Here is a 16,302-nt window from a genome sequence, read left to right on the forward strand (position 1 = left end):
ACAGACAATGGCTAAAAAAATTCTGATGATCGTTGGCGACTTTGTGGAAGACTACGAAGTGATGGTTCCCTTTCAGGCCCTGCAAGCCATGGGCTTTAATGTAGATGCTGTCTGCCCGGAAAAGAAAGCCGGAGAACAGGTCGCCACGGCAGTGCATGACTTTGAAGCCCAGCAGACCTATCTTGAACGGCCCGGACACAACTTCACTCTCAATGCCGACTTTGACAGCGTGAATACAGGGGATTATGCTGCTTTGGTGATTCCCGGCGGCAGAGCTCCGGAATACCTGCGCCTTAACGAAAAAGTGCTCGATATGGTTCGAGATTTTTCCGACCGCCCCATTGCAGCAGTCTGTCACGGACCACAGCTCCTTGTTGCAACCGGAATACTCAAAGGTAAAAAAGTATCCGCCTACCCGGCCTGCGCTCCCGAAGTGCGTCTCGCCGGAGGGGAGTATGTTGAAATTGGACTTGATGATGCCATTTGCGATGGCAATCTCATAACCGCTCCCGCATGGCCGGCCCACCCTAAATGGCTGCGCCTGCTGGTTGACCGGATCGGTTAATCCCTTCATCCAAGCGATGCACAAAAGGGGGGAGCAAACGAACACAAGAGGTAGAGCAATGTGCGAATTATATGCTTCCACCCCGCCGCCTGAATATGAACAAGTAACCAAATCCATAAGAATTAACGGTGCAGTGACCAGCATTCGGCTGGAGCAACGATTCTGGAATATATTAGATGAACTTGCAGTAGAAGAAGAAACCAGTACCGGTAAATTCATTTCATCACTTCACAACGAAGCGTACAGCCTGAACGGAGAGATCTCCAACTTCGCGTCCCTGCTACGGGTTGCTTGCACAACATATCTAGTCAACAAAGCTGCATAATAGCCCTTCATAACAATGAAAAAGCCCGCTTGAAGATTACTTCAAGCGGGCTTTTTTCGCATCCACATTGACACGTTTTTTTAATCCGTATACACCAAACACATATCGAAACATAATAATACCGCAACAACCGCTGACCAAACCGTAAACTTGAGGTAGCTATGAACAAGTTCTTCTCCGCTCTATTGTCCCTGCTCATCACCCTCTGCATCTCACTGCCAGCCTTTGCAGGAACACGGGTTATCACCGATATGGCCGGAAGAACGGTAGAGATTCCAGATAAAGTGGACCGGGTGATCTGTTCCGGTCCCGGTTGCCTGCGCTACCTGACCTATATTCAAGGACAGGATATGATCGTCGGTGTGGACTCCATCGAACACCGCAAGACCAGATTCGACGCCCGCCCCTACGCTATCGCCAATCCGCAATTCAAAAAGATGCCCCTGATCGGTGAATTCCGGGGACATGATAACCCGGAACTGATTCTCGGACTTGAGCCGCAGCCGCAGGTTATCTTCAAAACGTACAAAGATATGGGTTACGACCCGGACGAGCTTCAGGCCAAGACAGGTATCCCTGTCGTCTGTCTTTCATATGCCAGTCTGGCAGCCAAACGCGAGGCCATCTACAAATCTCTGCAACTCATGGGCGAAGTCATCGGCAAGCAGGAACGGGCCAAGGAAGTATGTGAGTTCATGGAAAGCAAGATTACTGACTTGAAGTCCAGAACCGCAGACATCCCCAAAGACAAACGCAGAAATTGCTACGTGGGAGGTATTGCTAAGAAAGGACCGCACGGCTTCCAGTCAACCGAACCCGCCTATCCGCCCTTCCGTTTTGTGAATGCTTTAAACGTGGCCTGCCCGCCCAAGGGTAAAGGCAAGCCTTTGCAGCATGCCACTGTTTCCAAAGAACAGATTGTGGCCTGGAACCCGGAAATCCTCTTTGTAGATATTTCCACCTCACAGCTGGGAGAAAATGCAGGAGCCATCCATGAAATCAAGACCGACCCGGCTTACCAGTCCCTTGATGCGGTAACTTCAGACAAGGTTTACACTGTACTGCCCTACAACTGGTATTCCCGAAACTACGGCTCCATCATTGCAGATGCCTACTATGTAGGTAAGGTGCTCTACCCGGAAAGGTTCGAAGATATCGATCCTGCCGCTGAGGCTGACGATATCTACAACTTCATGGTTGGCGCGCCGGTTTTAGCGACCATGACCAAAGCCTTCAGCGTAAAAGGTTTTGAAAAGCTGGAGCTGAACTAGGCCATGCATTTTGACGACGGGCAGATACCCGCTGAATATTCACGGCATATCAGGCAGAAGACGTTCTTTATCGCCGCAGGGCTGCTGTTGGCCGGAGCCATGCTGGTTACCTCCATCGGCATGGGGCCGGTCTCTATCTCCGCCCCTGAAGCCCTGCTGACCCTGCTGGGAGATACTGTTTCCAAACGGTTCGACCTGATCATCTGGAACATCAGGCTTCCGCAAGCCCTGACAGCTCTTGCGGCCGGGGCCGGGCTATCCGTGGCCGGGGCAGTCATGCAGGCTATCCTGCGCAATCCGCTGGGTTCACCTTTTACGCTGGGCATTTCCCATGCTGCCGCCTTCGGGGCCGCTGTATCGGTCATGCTGCTGGACCTCGGCACCATGGCCAGCTCCAATGTAGGGGCGGTGACTATCAACTCCCCTTACCTGACCACCATGGTTGCCTTCGGATTCAGCCTCGTCGCCACCTTCGCTATTATCGCGATTTCGCGCACCCGGCGGGCCACGCCGGAGGTTATGGTCCTGACCGGGGTAGCCCTTGGCGCGCTTTTCACTGCGGGAACCATGTTCCTGCAATATTTCGCCGATGATGTGCAGCTGGCGGCTATGGTCTTCTGGACCTTCGGGGACGTGGCCCGCGCAACATGGACCGAACTGGGAATAATCAGCGCGGTGACAGTCATCGCCTACATCTGGTTCACCGCCAACCGCTGGAATTTCAATGCCATTGAAGCCGGAGACGAAACAGCCAAAGGGTTAGGCGTCAAAGTTGAAAGGGTCCGCTTAACCGGGATGCTGCTGGCCTCACTGGTTACGGCGGTCATTGTTTCATTTCTCGGCATTATCGGATTTGTGGGGCTGGTCTGTCCGCACATGGTCCGGCGCATAATCGGGGATGATTACCGCTTCCTGCTCCCGGCCTCCTGCATTGTAGGGGCAGTGTTGCTGCTTGCTGCGGACACTGCGGCGAGGCTCATGCTGGCACCCAACGTACTGCCCGTCTCGGTACTGACTGCGTTTCTCGGTGCCCCGGTTTTCATCTGGCTGATCATCAGGGGGAGCAAATGAACATCAAGGTAAACGGTATAAATTTCAGCTACAACAACACCCCCGTTCTTGAAGGGGTCGATTTTCAAGTAGAGCAAGGCGAACTGCTGGCAATCCTCGGCCCCAACGGAGCAGGCAAAACAACCCTGCTCAAGTGCATGAACGCTATCCACAGGCCGGAAGGCGGATCGGTACTGGTCAAGGACAAGGATGTATTTAAGCTCGCTTCAGACGACATCGCCCGTTTGATAGGCTATGTGCCGCAACGGGTGGAGCCTGCCCGCTTAACAGTCTTTGATGCCGTGCTCATGGGCCGCAAACCGCACATCAAGTGGCGGGTCCGCGACCATGATATTTGTATTGTAGATGCGGCCCTGAAACGGCTTTCCCTGAACCATCTTTCCCTGCGCTACATCGATCTGCTCAGCGGCGGGGAACTTCAAAAAGTCAGCATCGCCCGCGCCCTTGTGCAGGAACCGGAAGTGCTTTTGCTGGACGAACCGACCAGCTCCCTTGATCTCAAAAACCAGCTGGAAATCCTGCGTACAGTCCGTGCAGTAGTCAAAGGACATAAAGTTTCAGCGATCATGACCATGCATGACCTGAACACGGCTCTGCGTTATGCGGACAAGTTCATCTTTCTCAAGAACGGCACGGTTTGCGGTTGCGGCGGTAAGGACTCTGTCAGCCCGGAAATAATCGAGCAGGTTTACGGCGTGGAAGTGGAAATCGAAATGCGCAAGGGCTGTCCGGTTATTCATCCAGTGGAAGACCTTGAAGCACTGGATTACGAGCACGAACACTCTCATGGGCACATCCACACTCATCAGACTGCACAATAAAAATTAAAACTAATAAAAGGTTTTGGGATTCTTAAACCCTTTTGCAAAAGGGTTTAAGCCCTCGGAGAGCCGCCGGAGGCATACAATGACTACTTATTTTTCTAAAGACCAAATAAAACGCACCATTGAATTTCACGGTCACCAGTGCCCCGGCCTTGCCATCGGCATCCGTGCGGCAGAACTCTGCTTGCGTGAACTGGGACACCATGATGATTCCCCCATTGTCGCCATCTGCGAAACAGACATGTGCGGAGTGGACGCCATCCAGTTCCTGACCGGATGTTCCGTGGGTAAAGGCAACCTCATCCTTAAAGATCACGGTAAAATGGCCTTTACTTTTTACCGCCGCAAAGACGGCAAGGGAATCCGGGCCATGCTTAATCCTGATTTTATCGGAGAATTGCGGGCAGACATGGGCCGACTCATGGGGCTTGCTGAACCTACCGCCGAAGAAAAAGAGCAATGCACACAGGTCCGTGCGGAATGCGAAAAACAATATTACGCAGCCAAACTTGCAGACATGTTCATCAAACAGGAACCGCAGATTAAAATGCCCCGCCCTGCGGCAATACTGCAATCGCTTACCTGTGAAAATTGCGGGGAGATACACATGGAATCGCGCTCCCGGAGATTTGCAGGACGTACCTTGTGTTTGACCTGTTTCGAAAAGGTTGAACAGAAAATGTAATAAAAACCGGGCTTCCGTCATAACGACAGAAGCCCGGTTTCTTTCTAAGCTGTAATCCTAACGATTAAGCTGGAGTCTTAACCTTGTAGAACATGGTATAAAGCACCGGAACGACAAGCAGGGTCAGCACAGTGGCAAAGGCCAGACCGGCCATAATGGTTACTGCCATGGCTGAGAAGAAAGCATCAGTCACCAGCGGAAGCATACCGAGAATGGTGGTCCCGGCAGCCATGGCAACCGGGCGGATACGACTGAGAGCTGAATCCACAACCGCGCGATACGGTTCCTTGCCTTCTGCAAGTTCAATATTGATCTGATCCAGCAGCACAATAGCATTCTTGATCAACATCCCTGAAAGGGAAAGAAATCCCAGCAGAGCCATAAACCCGAAAGGTTCCCCGGTCGTGAGCAGACCGCAACTGACCCCGATGATGGACAGGGGCACGGTCAGCCAGATAATGGCCGGGATTCGCAGGTTGTTGAAAAGCATTACAGTTGCAAGGATCATAATCAGAAACGGCCCGCCAAGGCTGGCTGCAAGGCTGGTCTGAGCATCCCTTGAATCCTCATACTCACCGCCCCACTCCATGGTATACCCGGCAGGAATTTTCATGTTCTCTATTTGAGGTCGCAATTCATTAAAAAGAACCGAAGGCAATCCCACAATGGGTTCGCAGGATGCAGTTATAGTCAGCATGCGGTTACGGGTCTGCAACTTGCCTGATTCAATTTTGGTTTCAAACCCTGAAACAACCTCTTCCACCGGGATCATACGTCCGGCAACCGGACTGAAGATCTGCACGTCCCCGATCTGGTTCACGTCCAATCGTTCCTTAGCGGGAGGACGGGCCACGATGGGCAGGAGCTTGTCTCCTTCACGGTAGACCCCGATGTTGGTTCCGGTAAAAAACATGTTCATAGCCTTGGCAAGATCCGGGCGAGAAATCCCCGCTCTCTTTGCCTGCGCTTCCATGATAACCGGGCTGAGAACTTTCACATCCTGCCGCCAGTCATCGCGGATGGACTCAGCATGTCCGGTACTAAGCATTATGCCTTGTGCTTCACGGGAAAGGCGGCGCAGCTCTTTGGTATCTGGCCCGCTGAAACGGACTTCAATGGAAGCCGCACGTCCGGGACCAAGCTTGAATTTTTTAACCTTAGCTTCCGCATCAGGATAATTAGCGTTCACATATTTTTTATAGCGAGACATGACCTCACCGGTAGTCTCGTAATCCTTCACTTCAACCAGCAGCAAGCCGTAGGATGATGCGGTCTTTTCCGGAGAATAGGTAAGGATAAAACGAGGAGCCCCCTGCCCGGTAAAAGTAGACACATTCTTGACCTGCTCATCTTTTAGAATCACTCCGGCAAGTTCATTCACATCATCAGCCGTAGCTCGGATGTCGGCTCCTTGTGGAAGCCAGTAGTGAATATAAAAACGGGGCTGAGTAGAATCCGGGAAAAAACTCTGCTTTACAAATCCGAACCCGTAAATCGACCCAGCCAACATAATCACCAGAGTTGTCATGGTTAGAACCCTATGACGCAAACAGAATTCAAGAATACCACGATAGAGACGGAAAATGATTCCCCCGTAAGGATCTCCCTCTTCGCTGATCTTGGGGCGCAGGAACATCTCGCAAAGCAGCGGAGTCACGGTCACAGCGGTAATCCAACTCATCATCAACGAGATGAACAGGACAATGAACAGGGAACGACAAAATTCACCAACCTTATCCGGGCTGAAACCAATTCCGGCAAAAGCCATAATGGCGATGATGGTACCGCCCAGAAGCGGCCATTTGCTCTGCTCCACAACATCCACAGCAGCCTGAATACGATCCATACCCTTTTGGTAACGGATCAGGATACCCTCAATGACCACAATAGCGTTATCAACCAACATACCCAGCGCGATAATCAACGCTCCAAGGGAAATACGCTCCAGCGCGACCCCGGCCATCTGAATAAATATGAATGATCCGCAAATAGTAATCAGCAGAATGGCCCCGATCAGCAACCCGGACTGTATACCCATGAAAAGCAGCAGCACGATGATGACGATAGCCACTGCCTCGGCAAGGTTGATAACAAAGGAATTAACCGCATTATCCACCCTGCTGGGCTGGAAATAGACCTCTTCTACATTAACACCTACCGGGGTCTGGCCCTGCAACTGCTGTAGCTTGGCATTGATTGCATGGCCCAATTCAACCACGTTGGCAGCAGGATTCCCGGCAATACCGATGGCTACGGCATTGTGTCCGTTAAAGCTCATTATCTGGGATGGAGGACTCTGGTAGCCACGATGGATTTCCGCCACATCGCGCAGCGGAACCAGCCTGCCGGAACCGTCACGGATGAACAGATCACCTAGATCTTCAACTGATTCCACCCCGCCGGAAGGCGCGATCTCGAGATACTCCCTGCCAACCTTCACGTTACCGGATTTAACCACAAGGTTGCGGTTGGAAAGAGTCTTGTAGACAGAATCCAGGGAGACCCCAAGCTGGGCCATTCGGGCCCGTGAGATCTCCACAAAAACCGTCTCCTGCTGCTCCCCCCAGACAGAAATCTTTGCGACATTGTCCACCAGCAGAAGCTGCTTACGCAAAAAAGTCACATAATCCTGCAAATCCTGCTGAGAATAACCGTCCCCGGTTACCGAGAGCAGCATGCCGTAAACATCGCTGAAATCATCGATAACAAGGGAAGGCCCTGCCCCTGGGGGGAGGGAGGACTGGGCATCACCTACCTTACGGCGAAGTTCGTCCCAGACCTGGGGCAGGGTTTCCTTATCGTATTGGTCCTGCACTTCCACGGTGACAATGGATTGTCCCCTATCTGAAATGGAGGTTACCTTCTTGAGTTGTTTAAGTTGCTGGGCAGCCCCTTCAATCACGTCCGTGACTTCATCTGCCACTTCCGAAGGATTTGCACCGGGATAGTTGGTAACAACCAGTGCTTCCTTGATCGTAAATTCCGGGTCTTCAAGACGGGGCATGTCCAGAAACGCTTTTATACCGCCGAGGAAGAAAACAATTGTCAGGACTATTGAAACGGTCTTCTTCTCAATAGTCAGCCTTGCAAGACTCATCCGCGGCCCCCGATTCTACCTTTGAGAATTTTAACTTCCTGCCCGTCACGCAGGTAATGCGCCCCGGAAACAACGACCTGTTCACCGGGCTTGATACCCTCGTGAATTTCAAAATTGCTATTAACAATCCTGCCGACCTGAACATTGCGTTTTTTCACTGCACCCTTTTCATATACCCAGACAAATTTATCCTGATCCGGGTACCCAACTACAGCCGAAATAGGCACGGAAACAACTTTCACAGCTTTATTTTCCGGCATGCTGGCTACAACTTCAGCAGTCATACCCGGATGAATGGACAGCCCCTGTGGATTCTCCATCTTCAGGGTCACTTCATAGGTCTGGGTCTCGGCGTTGGCCTTAGTCTGAAACTCCTTAAGCTCCAGCTTGAAATCACGACCGGGATAGGTCTCAAACTTTGCAAGAGCCTTGAAGTCATGGCTGTCTTTTGTGATGAATCCGCGAACCCAGATGCTTTCCGGCACATCTACAACCACATCTAGGGCTGAGGTGTCCTCGAGTTGGACAATGGATTCCTTGGCTTGAACAAATTCATGGTTATCCACGGACTTAAGAGCAATGGTCCCACTAAAAGGAGCCACCAGACGGGTGTATTGAAAATTCAGCTTGGCCCGGCGCAGTTCCTGAATCAATGAGTTAACCGAAGCACGGCTGCTTTCAAAAGTACTCTGAGCCGAATCAAAGGAAGACTGGGCTACTGTGTCGGAAGCAAGCAGTTTTCCATTACGCTCAAAGTTAAGTTTGGCTTCCTTCATAACCGAACGGGCACCAATCAGCTTGGCTTCAAGATCGGCCACTGCGGCCTGAAAATCACGCTGATCCAACACAGCAATGAGTTGACCTTTTTTTACATAATCCCCTTCTTTCACCACAAAACGCTCAATCTGCCCGGGAACGCGAAAAGCCAGTGTTGCTTCACGGGTAGCCTTGACCTTACCGGGAAATTTTCGCAATTCCGGCGCATTTTGATCTGAAATTTCCATAACCCTGACCGGACGTACAGGCTGTTCAACATGAACCTCCTCCTTACATCCCGGTAAAATCATCATAGCCAATATCAAAAATAACAATTTGTTACGCATGGTTCTCCCCTCTTGCTTTTGGTTTGTACCTACTAATCAATCAGTTGATTAATCGCTGGGTAAAAAAAATTATTTCCAGAGTGAAGGGCTGCCTGCCTTTAAAAGAATCGTCACAGTCTTCCGGTAAGCTTCAACCTTTTGATCATCATCTATGTAGTGTCCACCGCCAAGCAGGTAGTCGGAAAAAATAGTACCCAAGACCGCAGTAAAGCAAATATCTTTCACTTCCTCGGGATGCTCGGCTTTGGCTCCGGTTTTGCCTAGAAATTCCGTAAAATACTCCCACCCTGTTTTGTAAAGAGTGTCCCGCAGATCCTGCAACTCTTCACTGTCGTGATTAAGCTCGCGTAGCCCAACAAGATACACATCCCGGTTCTGGCGGGCATCATTAAGAAAAGCAGCCACATTCAGTTCAACCAGCTCTCCGTGGTCTTTAGCTTCGGACATGGAATTCCTGATAACAGTAACCATCCGTTCACTGAAACAGGTAAAAATCTCACGCAACAATCCGGTCTTACCACCGAAGTAATAAGAGATCATGGCACTGTTCACATCAGCTTCGCGGGCAATATCCCTGATTCCAACTGAATTGTAAGAACGCTCAGCAAAGAGCTTGGCCCCGGCATGGAAAATCTTTTCGCGTTTTGTCATGAGACCCAATTAATCATCCGATTAACAAATGTCAATCAGTTGATTAATTTTTCTTAAATGAAATATCCTACCAGAGATCCTTGGTGTCCAATGCCTCAGGTTCCAGATCATTGGGATTTAACTCCTTAAGAACCTTGGGCGCATCAGATTTTTTGCTGATATTGATGACTTCCACCCGGCGATTCCGGGCTCTGCCTTGTGCGCTGTCATTGGAAACAATGGGCTGGTCCTCTCCTGCTCCTTCAACTTCAATACGGGCGGGATCAACATTAAAATGGACCGCAAGGTAATTCTTTACTGCTTCTGCTCTCTTGAGACTCAAAGAACGGTTATATTCGCTCTTCCCGGCGGAATCCGTATGCCCTACCAGCTTAACCTGCATGGACGATCCCGGACCGGATGTAAGGGCTGTACCGAGGGAATCCACCACCGGATAAGCCTTCTTGCTGATCTTGGCTGAGTTGACCTTGAATTCAATTTTCAGAAACGCCCGACCGCCCGGATCGGTTATCATACGCAGAATGTCATCTGAATCCGCAGCAAAGCCGTCCTGTCCGGCATAGGCAAAAGGAACGCAACTAAAAATTAATATGAACAGGAAAATTAGTTTTTTCATGGAGACCTCCAAACAAAGTTTAAGGGATAGTACTAAAATACCCTGTCCACAGCTTTGGGGCAAGGGTTTCAGTCCACAGGAGACCGCTGTAAAAATATGTAGACTCAGGCTGTTTTAATATCCGGGTTTGGAACGGCTCTTCTTTAAATCAGAACGCTTCTTCTTACCATCCATCCTTTTACGCTTTGCAGAATATGGAACTTTGGTTTTCTTTCTTTTGCGCACCGGCTTCAAAACATCAGCAATAAGTTTGGCAAAACGGGAAACAGCCTCTTCCTTGTTGCGGAACTGACTGCGATGTTCTTCGCAGGAAACATGCAACTCACCTCTGGAATTAATGCGCCCGGACAGCCGGGTTTTGATTAAATACTTCTGGCGGTCACTCAGGCTGGAAGAATCCTGCACATTAAACACAAGAGTCACCTTGGATGAAGTCTTGTTAACATGCTGTCCGCCGGGACCGGAACTGCGACTGGCGAAAAAACTAATTTCACTGTCAGGTATGGACAATGCGGGAGTGATACTTATCATAGCTTACGGCTGGATATTCTGTCTTTTGTATGCGTATGTGGCGTACGCAGTCTTTAAGTACGATGCTTCGGGTCTTGCATCGTTCTTACTTTTTTTCAAGGAGAATCTATTATGAAAATCGCACTTCCCTCCAGAGATGGAATGGTCGACGGTCACTTTGGTCATTGTGAAGCTTTCACCATTTTCACTCTTGATGAGTCCAAAAATATCATCGAAGAAGAAAAAATCACACCTCCTCCGGGGTGCGGATGCAAATCCAGCATCGTGCCCACCCTCGCTGAAATGGGCGTAAAAGTCCTGTTGGCAGGCAACATGGGTCAGGGAGCAGTGAATCTCTTGCAGAACAACGGCATTCAGGTTATCCGCGGTTGTGGCGGCGAACTCAAAGATGCAGTTGCCCAATGGGCAGCAGGAAACATCACCGACTCCGCAACTGTCTGCGACGACCACGGTTCCTGCGGCAACCACTAGAATTAAAATTTAGTCCAAAGCCCGCAAATAAATATTTGGAGATAGAAACATGAATGAATGTCCCTGCGGTTCCGGCAATGCCTATGAAAGCTGCTGCGAACCTTACATCACAGGAAAAGAGCCTGCACCCACTGCTGAAGCACTCATGCGTTCCCGCTACAGTGCATTCGCTGTAAAAAATGTCGACTACCTCGGTGATACCCTCGCCCCGGAAAGCAAGCATGATTACGACGAAAATCAGGTTAAAAACTGGGCGGAAACATCCACATGGCTCGGCCTTGAAATTGTTTCTACCTCCAAGGGTCTTGTTGACGACGAAACCGGCGAAGTGGAATTCATCGCCAAATTCAGGCAGCAGGGAGCGATCCACACCCATCATGAAGCCAGCCGCTTCGAAAAAAGGGACGGCCACTGGCTCTACCTTGAAGGTGATATCGTACCTCCCATGCCGATCAAAAAAGATAAGAAAGTAGGACGCAACGAGCCCTGTCCCTGCGGCAGCGGCAAGAAATACAAGAAGTGCTGCGGTTAAGCGCAAACTTCTGCAAGTCTGAATATGATAAAACCCCCGTTCCTTGGAACGGGGGTTTTATTTTCTCAAACAAATTTCTCTTAAGACTTATGAAGTCAGCCCGTGAACGGAATCGCGGACCCAGAAGAGTAGATTGAAATTCTCGGCAAGGCCTTCCTTGATCTTGTTCAGGGTGGCTTTGTCCATGTCGTGGATGCGGATAAATACATGGCGCATGTTTTCCTGCTCCGGCTCATAGGAGGTCAAAATGGACATGACCCGTCCGCCGTTATCCTTGAGGTAATCCAGCACGCCATTGAGCGATCCCGGCTCATTGGAAAGAGCCAGACCGACCTGCACACCACCGTCAAGAACACCTGTGATGTTGATCAGAACCTTGAAAACATCGGTATTGGTGATGATGCCCACGCACTTATTCTCAGCATCTACAATCGGGAGTCCGCCGATTTTGTTCTCTTCCATGACAACTGCGGCTTTTTCCACAGTATCTTCAACGGATACGGTAATCACCTTGCGGGACATGATATCCTTAACCTTGATTTCCGAGAGCAGATAATAAAGCTCATGCATATCAAGGGTGGTAGCCTTTGAGGGGGAAGCTTCCTTGATGTCCCTGTCTGAAACTATGCCGACCAGAACGCCTTCGTCATCAACGATGGGCAATCTACTGATGTCGTTATCCTTAAGCAGCTTTGCTGCTTTCATCATGGAACGGTCATGGGTAAGGGTGACAATGTCTTTGGACATCCAGTTCTTAACCAGCATAGGGAACCTCCTTAGGGGCCGTGGGCCTGTGATGTTTCTATAAGATGATCAGTTGAACAATGCAGTTCAATTCCGCTTGATACTAAAATTCTCCATTTTCCTACTTATATGATTATATAAACAAAGCTCTGCGGTCAATGATCATAAACTTAAAATGCAGAGACTATACATTTTTGCAGCAGAATTAAATTCATGCATCCCCTCACCGGGGGAAAGAGGATCAAGCTTTACGAAAAAACAGTCCCGGTGCGATTTCAGGATTATCAGAATGCAGAATAGCCTGCGTACCGGAATGAACAACATCCTTGGGTTCACCGTTGGTTGCCTCAAAGGAATAACTGCCGGCCTTCACAAGAGCCCTCTGAAGGCCGGGAACGAGAATCTGCACGTCGCAATCATTTTCCCAGCGGGCTTTTACTGAAAGCAGCCAGCTTCCATCTTCGCGTTGTTCCAAAACTCGGGCAACAACGGGTTTGCGCTCTTCCTTGGTCGGAGGCAGTGCAATGGTACTGGGGCCGGATTTTTTGAAAAATGCGGTAGTCAACGGACGGGTGGCGGCATTGGTCAGCTCAGTCATGGTATTTGCGGGCAATGGTCCGCCTTCTTTGGCTTTGTCGATGACTGTGCGGTAAACATCTACCACCTGTGCCAGATAAGAAGAACTCTTGGTGCGCCCCTCAATTTTAAGGGAAGCAATACCCAGCTTGGCCAGCATGCGGACGTAATGCACAAGACAAAGATCCTCGGCTGCGAAAAATTCAGTATAACCGTCATGTTCCACCGCTTCCCAGACATCCTGACCGGGGCGGGTCTTTTCTTCAACGCGCAATCCGGTGGCCTTATACTCAAAACGGCAGGGATGGGTGCAGCGGCCCATATTTGCAGAGCGGTCATTGAGCCACGCACTCAGGAAACAACGTCCTGAAATTGCCATGCACATGGCTCCGTGTACGAACATCTCCAGCTCTATGCCCGGACATTTTTCAGCAATGTCGGACACATCGGATGCGGAAAGCTCACGGGCAAGGTTAACCCTTGAGGCCCCGAATTTCTGCCAGAATTTTGCAGCTTCACTGTTTCCGGTATTAGCCTGAGTGCTGATGTGCACCGGGATATCGGGCAGGATTTCAGCAGCAAGCATAAGCACACCGGGATCGGCAATGATCAGCCCGTCCGGGGGGCATTGGGCCAGCTTTTCAAGGTCAGCCCGGACCTTGGCGAGATCCTTTTCCTTGGGGTAGGCATTGACGCAAAAATAAGCCTGCACATTGTTATTGCGGCAGAGTTCAAAAGCGGCGGGAAGCTCTTCCCACTTGAATCCGGCCCCGGCGGAACGCAGGTTCAAATCCCCGGCACCGAGATATACGGCATCCGCACCGTAAGTGACGGCAGTTTCAAGTTTTTCCATATTCCCGGCCGGACAAAGCAGTTCCGGCATTTCGCCAAGAATAGGGCGGGCTATTTCAGGATTGTCGGTTTTATTTTCAGTAGATGTATTCATGGTCTGATTAAAAAAGTGTTAAATTTTGAGCCCTCTGGACTGCCTGAAGGCCTTGATCTCGTCAAGTACACTATGATGCACAAAGAGCTTTCCGGCCCCTTTGCCGAGCTGGATATCCGGTTTCACAGAGCCGTGAAAATCCGAACCTCCGCTGGGCAGCAGGTCATATTTACGGGCCAGCCCTTTAGCGATCCCGGTCATCTCAATAGTGTGGGAACTGTAATATACTTCGATTCCCTGCAAGCCCATTTCCTGCAAACGACCGACCTCACGGTCCAGCACATCTTCATCAGAGCTTAATAAAAACGGATGGGCCAGTATGGGAGTCGCATCCGTGGAGCGCAGCAGATCGAAGGCTTCTTCGGCTGACATGTTATTCTTGGGAAAATAAGCTTTTCCCTTTTTTCCAAGGTATTCAGTAAAAGCCTCATCAAAACTCTTCACATACCCTTTTTCGAGCATGATCCGGGCCATATGCGGCCTGCCGATGGTTCCGGCGGCCTGACCCTGCACCTCTTCCATAGAGATGTCAAAGCCGAGTTTCTGCAATTTTGTCACCACTGCCTCGTTACGCTCAACACGGCGTGCTCGAACCTGCTCGAAGACGCGTTTTAATCGCTCCGAATAGGGGTCCACCCAAAGGCCGACAACATGCAACACCCCGACCATGCTCTCCACGCTTAGTTCACATCCGGGGATAACTTCAATTCCCGCCTTCACTCCGGTCTCGAGGGCTTCCGGAAGCCCTGCCATGGTATCATGGTCAGTCAGGGCCATAGCGGTCAGCCCGGCTTCTTTCGCAGCCCTGACAAGTTCGGCGGGGCTGAAAGTTCCGTCCGAGGCAGTGGAATGGGTATGTAGGTCAATAGCAGACATAATGATCTCCAGTGATAATCCTTAACTCTATATAATCATCTTCAGCGCAGTGGGAAATGCGGACTTGAGGAATTTGTTTTCTATAGTTATAGGGTAGTGATCAAACAATGCGCAAGGAGTACCTTTATGTCTTTGAATAAAGAACTGGTGGATATACTTGTCTGTCCCAAGTGCAAAAACGAGCTGGAACTCCTGAACGGGGAAACAGGCCTTAAATGTGATGCCTGCAATGTTATCTACCCGGTCAAGGATGAAATTCCGATCATGCTCGTTGATGAAGCTGTTCCCGCTGACAAGTGGGAAAACAAATAATTTAAAATACAAACAATGCGGACAACAGCCAGTCGGCTACCCGCGAACAACAAGGAGTTTCCATGTCCCAAGCCAAAGACGGCGACAAAATCCGCGTTCATTATGCAGGTTCCCTTGAAGATGGAACTGAATTTGATTCATCTTATAAAAGAGGCGAGCCTCTTGAAATCGTTCTCGGTCAGGGAATGCTGATCAAGGGTTTTGAAGACGCTGTCACAGGCCTCACCGCTGGCGAAAAGGTAAAAACAACCATCAGCCCCGAAGAAGGCTACGGTCCTTACCATGAAGAACACACTTTTGAAGTGGACCGCAACCAGATTCCGCCGGAGATCAACCCCGAAGTGGGCATGATGCTTCAGGTTAACACCGATCAGGGCGTAACCAACGTAACCATCAAGTCCGTCAGCGATGAAAAAGTTGTTCTCGACGGCAACCACCCCCTCGCCGGTCAGACCATGATCTTTGAAATCGAATTGCTTGAAATCCTGTCCTAATTTTTATGGGGCTTGCGCCCTGCACAGGAATACAAATCCCCTGCACGATTTTTCGCGCGGGGGATTTTTCTTTTATATCAAGACGATATGAAGTGTATGTAACGATTTTATGTAAATTTTATTTTCCAGAATGTTGACAAGTAATTTTGAATGTATATTTGTAATTCAGACGAACAGAACAGGAGGTTATTTATGGTTATCGACTTTGGTTCATTCTATAACTTTCCGTATGAGTTTGATAAAATATTTAGCGATGTCTTTAATCCTCATCACCAGAGAAGAAGAAAGGCTTCATACCCTCCGTTAAACATCAGTGAAGACGGACACAACATATATGTTCGCGCTGAAGTTCCGGGTATTTCCATTGAAGACATGGAAATTAATATTACAGCAAAAGACCTTGTCATAAAGGGAGAACGTAAACTTCCACAAGGAAGATATTTTCGTCAGGAAAGACCATCTGGAGTATTTCAAAGAATAGTATCCATCAACACAACTATAGATATTGATAAAGTTACTGCATCTGTAAAAAATGGAATACTAAACATCGCCCTTCCTAAAATGGAAGCGTCCTTACACAAAAAAGTCGGTATTACTATCGAATAAGGGGGA

Annotated in this window: 19 protein-coding genes; 11 read left to right on the forward strand and 8 right to left on the reverse strand. The window is 49.7% G+C overall.

Annotated elements, in window-relative coordinates:
• The first annotated feature begins 7 nt into the window (after positions 1-7).
• The 6 genes from FMS18_RS15025 (at position 8) to FMS18_RS15050 (ending at position 4,741) form a co-directional block, all read left to right on the forward strand.
• Positions 8-565, forward strand: coding sequence for a DJ-1/PfpI family protein (locus FMS18_RS15025; protein WP_163295493.1), 558 nt, complete (start codon positions 8-10; stop codon positions 563-565).
• A 58-nt stretch (positions 566-623) separates the two neighbouring features.
• Positions 624-890 carry a ribbon-helix-helix domain-containing protein gene (locus tag FMS18_RS15030; RefSeq protein WP_163295494.1) on the forward strand — a complete coding sequence of 89 codons (267 nt, stop codon included), beginning with the start codon at positions 624-626 and terminating at the stop codon, positions 888-890.
• A gap of 161 nt (positions 891-1,051) precedes the next feature.
• Entirely contained in the window at positions 1,052-2,161 is a 1,110-nt protein-coding gene (locus FMS18_RS15035; RefSeq protein WP_163295495.1) for an iron ABC transporter substrate-binding protein, read from the forward strand.
• 3 nt (positions 2,162-2,164) lie between these two features.
• On the forward strand, positions 2,165-3,232 hold the full coding sequence (locus FMS18_RS15040) for an iron ABC transporter permease (protein ID WP_163295496.1): 1,068 nt from the start codon (positions 2,165-2,167) through the stop codon (positions 3,230-3,232).
• On the forward strand, positions 3,229-4,053 hold the full coding sequence (locus FMS18_RS15045) for an ABC transporter ATP-binding protein (RefSeq protein ID WP_163295497.1): 825 nt from the start codon (positions 3,229-3,231) through the stop codon (positions 4,051-4,053). Before FMS18_RS15040 ends, FMS18_RS15045 begins: the two co-directional genes overlap by 4 nt.
• Positions 4,054-4,138: 85 nt before the next feature.
• Positions 4,139-4,741: an FmdE family protein gene (locus FMS18_RS15050; RefSeq protein WP_163295498.1), complete on the forward strand. Its 603-nt coding sequence runs from the start codon at positions 4,139-4,141 to the stop codon at positions 4,739-4,741.
• A 64-nt stretch (positions 4,742-4,805) separates the two neighbouring features.
• Here the strand turns inward: FMS18_RS15050 and FMS18_RS15055 are convergent, their stop codons facing one another.
• The 5 genes from FMS18_RS15055 to arfB form a co-directional block, all read right to left on the reverse strand.
• Complete coding sequence (locus FMS18_RS15055; protein WP_163295499.1) at positions 4,806-7,838, reverse strand: efflux RND transporter permease subunit; 3,033 nt, start codon at positions 7,836-7,838, stop codon at positions 4,806-4,808.
• Positions 7,835-8,941, reverse strand: a complete 1,107-nt coding sequence (locus tag FMS18_RS15060; protein WP_163295500.1) for an efflux RND transporter periplasmic adaptor subunit — start codon at positions 8,939-8,941, stop codon at positions 7,835-7,837. Before FMS18_RS15060 ends, FMS18_RS15055 begins: the two co-directional genes overlap by 4 nt.
• A gap of 69 nt (positions 8,942-9,010) precedes the next feature.
• Positions 9,011-9,592 carry a TetR/AcrR family transcriptional regulator gene (locus FMS18_RS15065; protein WP_163295501.1) on the reverse strand — a complete coding sequence of 194 codons (582 nt, stop codon included), beginning with the start codon at positions 9,590-9,592 and terminating at the stop codon, positions 9,011-9,013.
• Between the two features lie 67 nt (positions 9,593-9,659).
• Positions 9,660-10,208: an OmpA family protein gene (locus tag FMS18_RS15070; RefSeq protein ID WP_163295502.1), complete on the reverse strand. Its 549-nt coding sequence runs from the start codon at positions 10,206-10,208 to the stop codon at positions 9,660-9,662.
• Positions 10,209-10,322: 114 nt separating this feature from the next.
• A complete protein-coding gene (arfB, locus tag FMS18_RS15075; protein WP_163295503.1) occupies positions 10,323-10,739 on the reverse strand; it encodes an alternative ribosome rescue aminoacyl-tRNA hydrolase ArfB in 417 nt (138 codons plus the stop codon).
• A gap of 111 nt (positions 10,740-10,850) precedes the next feature.
• Here arfB and FMS18_RS15080 point away from each other — a divergent pair, with 111 nt between their 5' ends.
• Both FMS18_RS15080 and FMS18_RS15085 read left to right on the forward strand, forming a co-directional pair.
• Positions 10,851-11,210 carry a NifB/NifX family molybdenum-iron cluster-binding protein gene (locus FMS18_RS15080; protein ID WP_163295504.1) on the forward strand — a complete coding sequence of 120 codons (360 nt, stop codon included), beginning with the start codon at positions 10,851-10,853 and terminating at the stop codon, positions 11,208-11,210.
• A gap of 49 nt (positions 11,211-11,259) precedes the next feature.
• Positions 11,260-11,742, forward strand: a complete 483-nt coding sequence (locus FMS18_RS15085; RefSeq protein WP_163295505.1) for a YchJ family protein — start codon at positions 11,260-11,262, stop codon at positions 11,740-11,742.
• 87 nt (positions 11,743-11,829) lie between these two features.
• On the opposite strand, the gene FMS18_RS15090 is transcribed toward FMS18_RS15085, so the two are convergent.
• The 3 genes from FMS18_RS15090 to FMS18_RS15100 form a co-directional block, all read right to left on the reverse strand.
• On the reverse strand, positions 11,830-12,507 hold the full coding sequence (locus tag FMS18_RS15090; protein WP_163295506.1) for a CBS and ACT domain-containing protein: 678 nt from the start codon (positions 12,505-12,507) through the stop codon (positions 11,830-11,832).
• Between the two features lie 220 nt (positions 12,508-12,727).
• Complete coding sequence (locus FMS18_RS15095; RefSeq protein WP_163295507.1) at positions 12,728-14,008, reverse strand: peptidase U32 family protein; 1,281 nt, start codon at positions 14,006-14,008, stop codon at positions 12,728-12,730.
• Between the two features lie 18 nt (positions 14,009-14,026).
• A complete protein-coding gene (locus FMS18_RS15100; RefSeq protein ID WP_163295508.1) occupies positions 14,027-14,884 on the reverse strand; it encodes a PHP domain-containing protein in 858 nt (285 codons plus the stop codon).
• Positions 14,885-15,010: 126 nt separating this feature from the next.
• On the opposite strand from FMS18_RS15100, the gene FMS18_RS15105 reads away from it, so the two are divergent.
• The 3 genes from FMS18_RS15105 (at position 15,011) to FMS18_RS15115 (ending at position 16,296) form a co-directional block, all read left to right on the forward strand.
• Complete coding sequence (locus tag FMS18_RS15105; protein ID WP_163295509.1) at positions 15,011-15,196, forward strand: Trm112 family protein; 186 nt, start codon at positions 15,011-15,013, stop codon at positions 15,194-15,196.
• A 62-nt stretch (positions 15,197-15,258) separates the two neighbouring features.
• Positions 15,259-15,690, forward strand: a complete 432-nt coding sequence (locus FMS18_RS15110) for a peptidylprolyl isomerase (protein WP_163295510.1) — start codon at positions 15,259-15,261, stop codon at positions 15,688-15,690.
• A gap of 192 nt (positions 15,691-15,882) precedes the next feature.
• Positions 15,883-16,296, forward strand: a complete 414-nt coding sequence (locus FMS18_RS15115; protein WP_163295511.1) for an Hsp20/alpha crystallin family protein — start codon at positions 15,883-15,885, stop codon at positions 16,294-16,296.
• Positions 16,297-16,302 lie beyond the last annotated feature (6 nt).

Source organism: Desulfovibrio sp. JC022 (assembly GCF_010470665.1).
Classification (GTDB): domain Bacteria; phylum Desulfobacterota; class Desulfovibrionia; order Desulfovibrionales; family Desulfovibrionaceae; genus Maridesulfovibrio.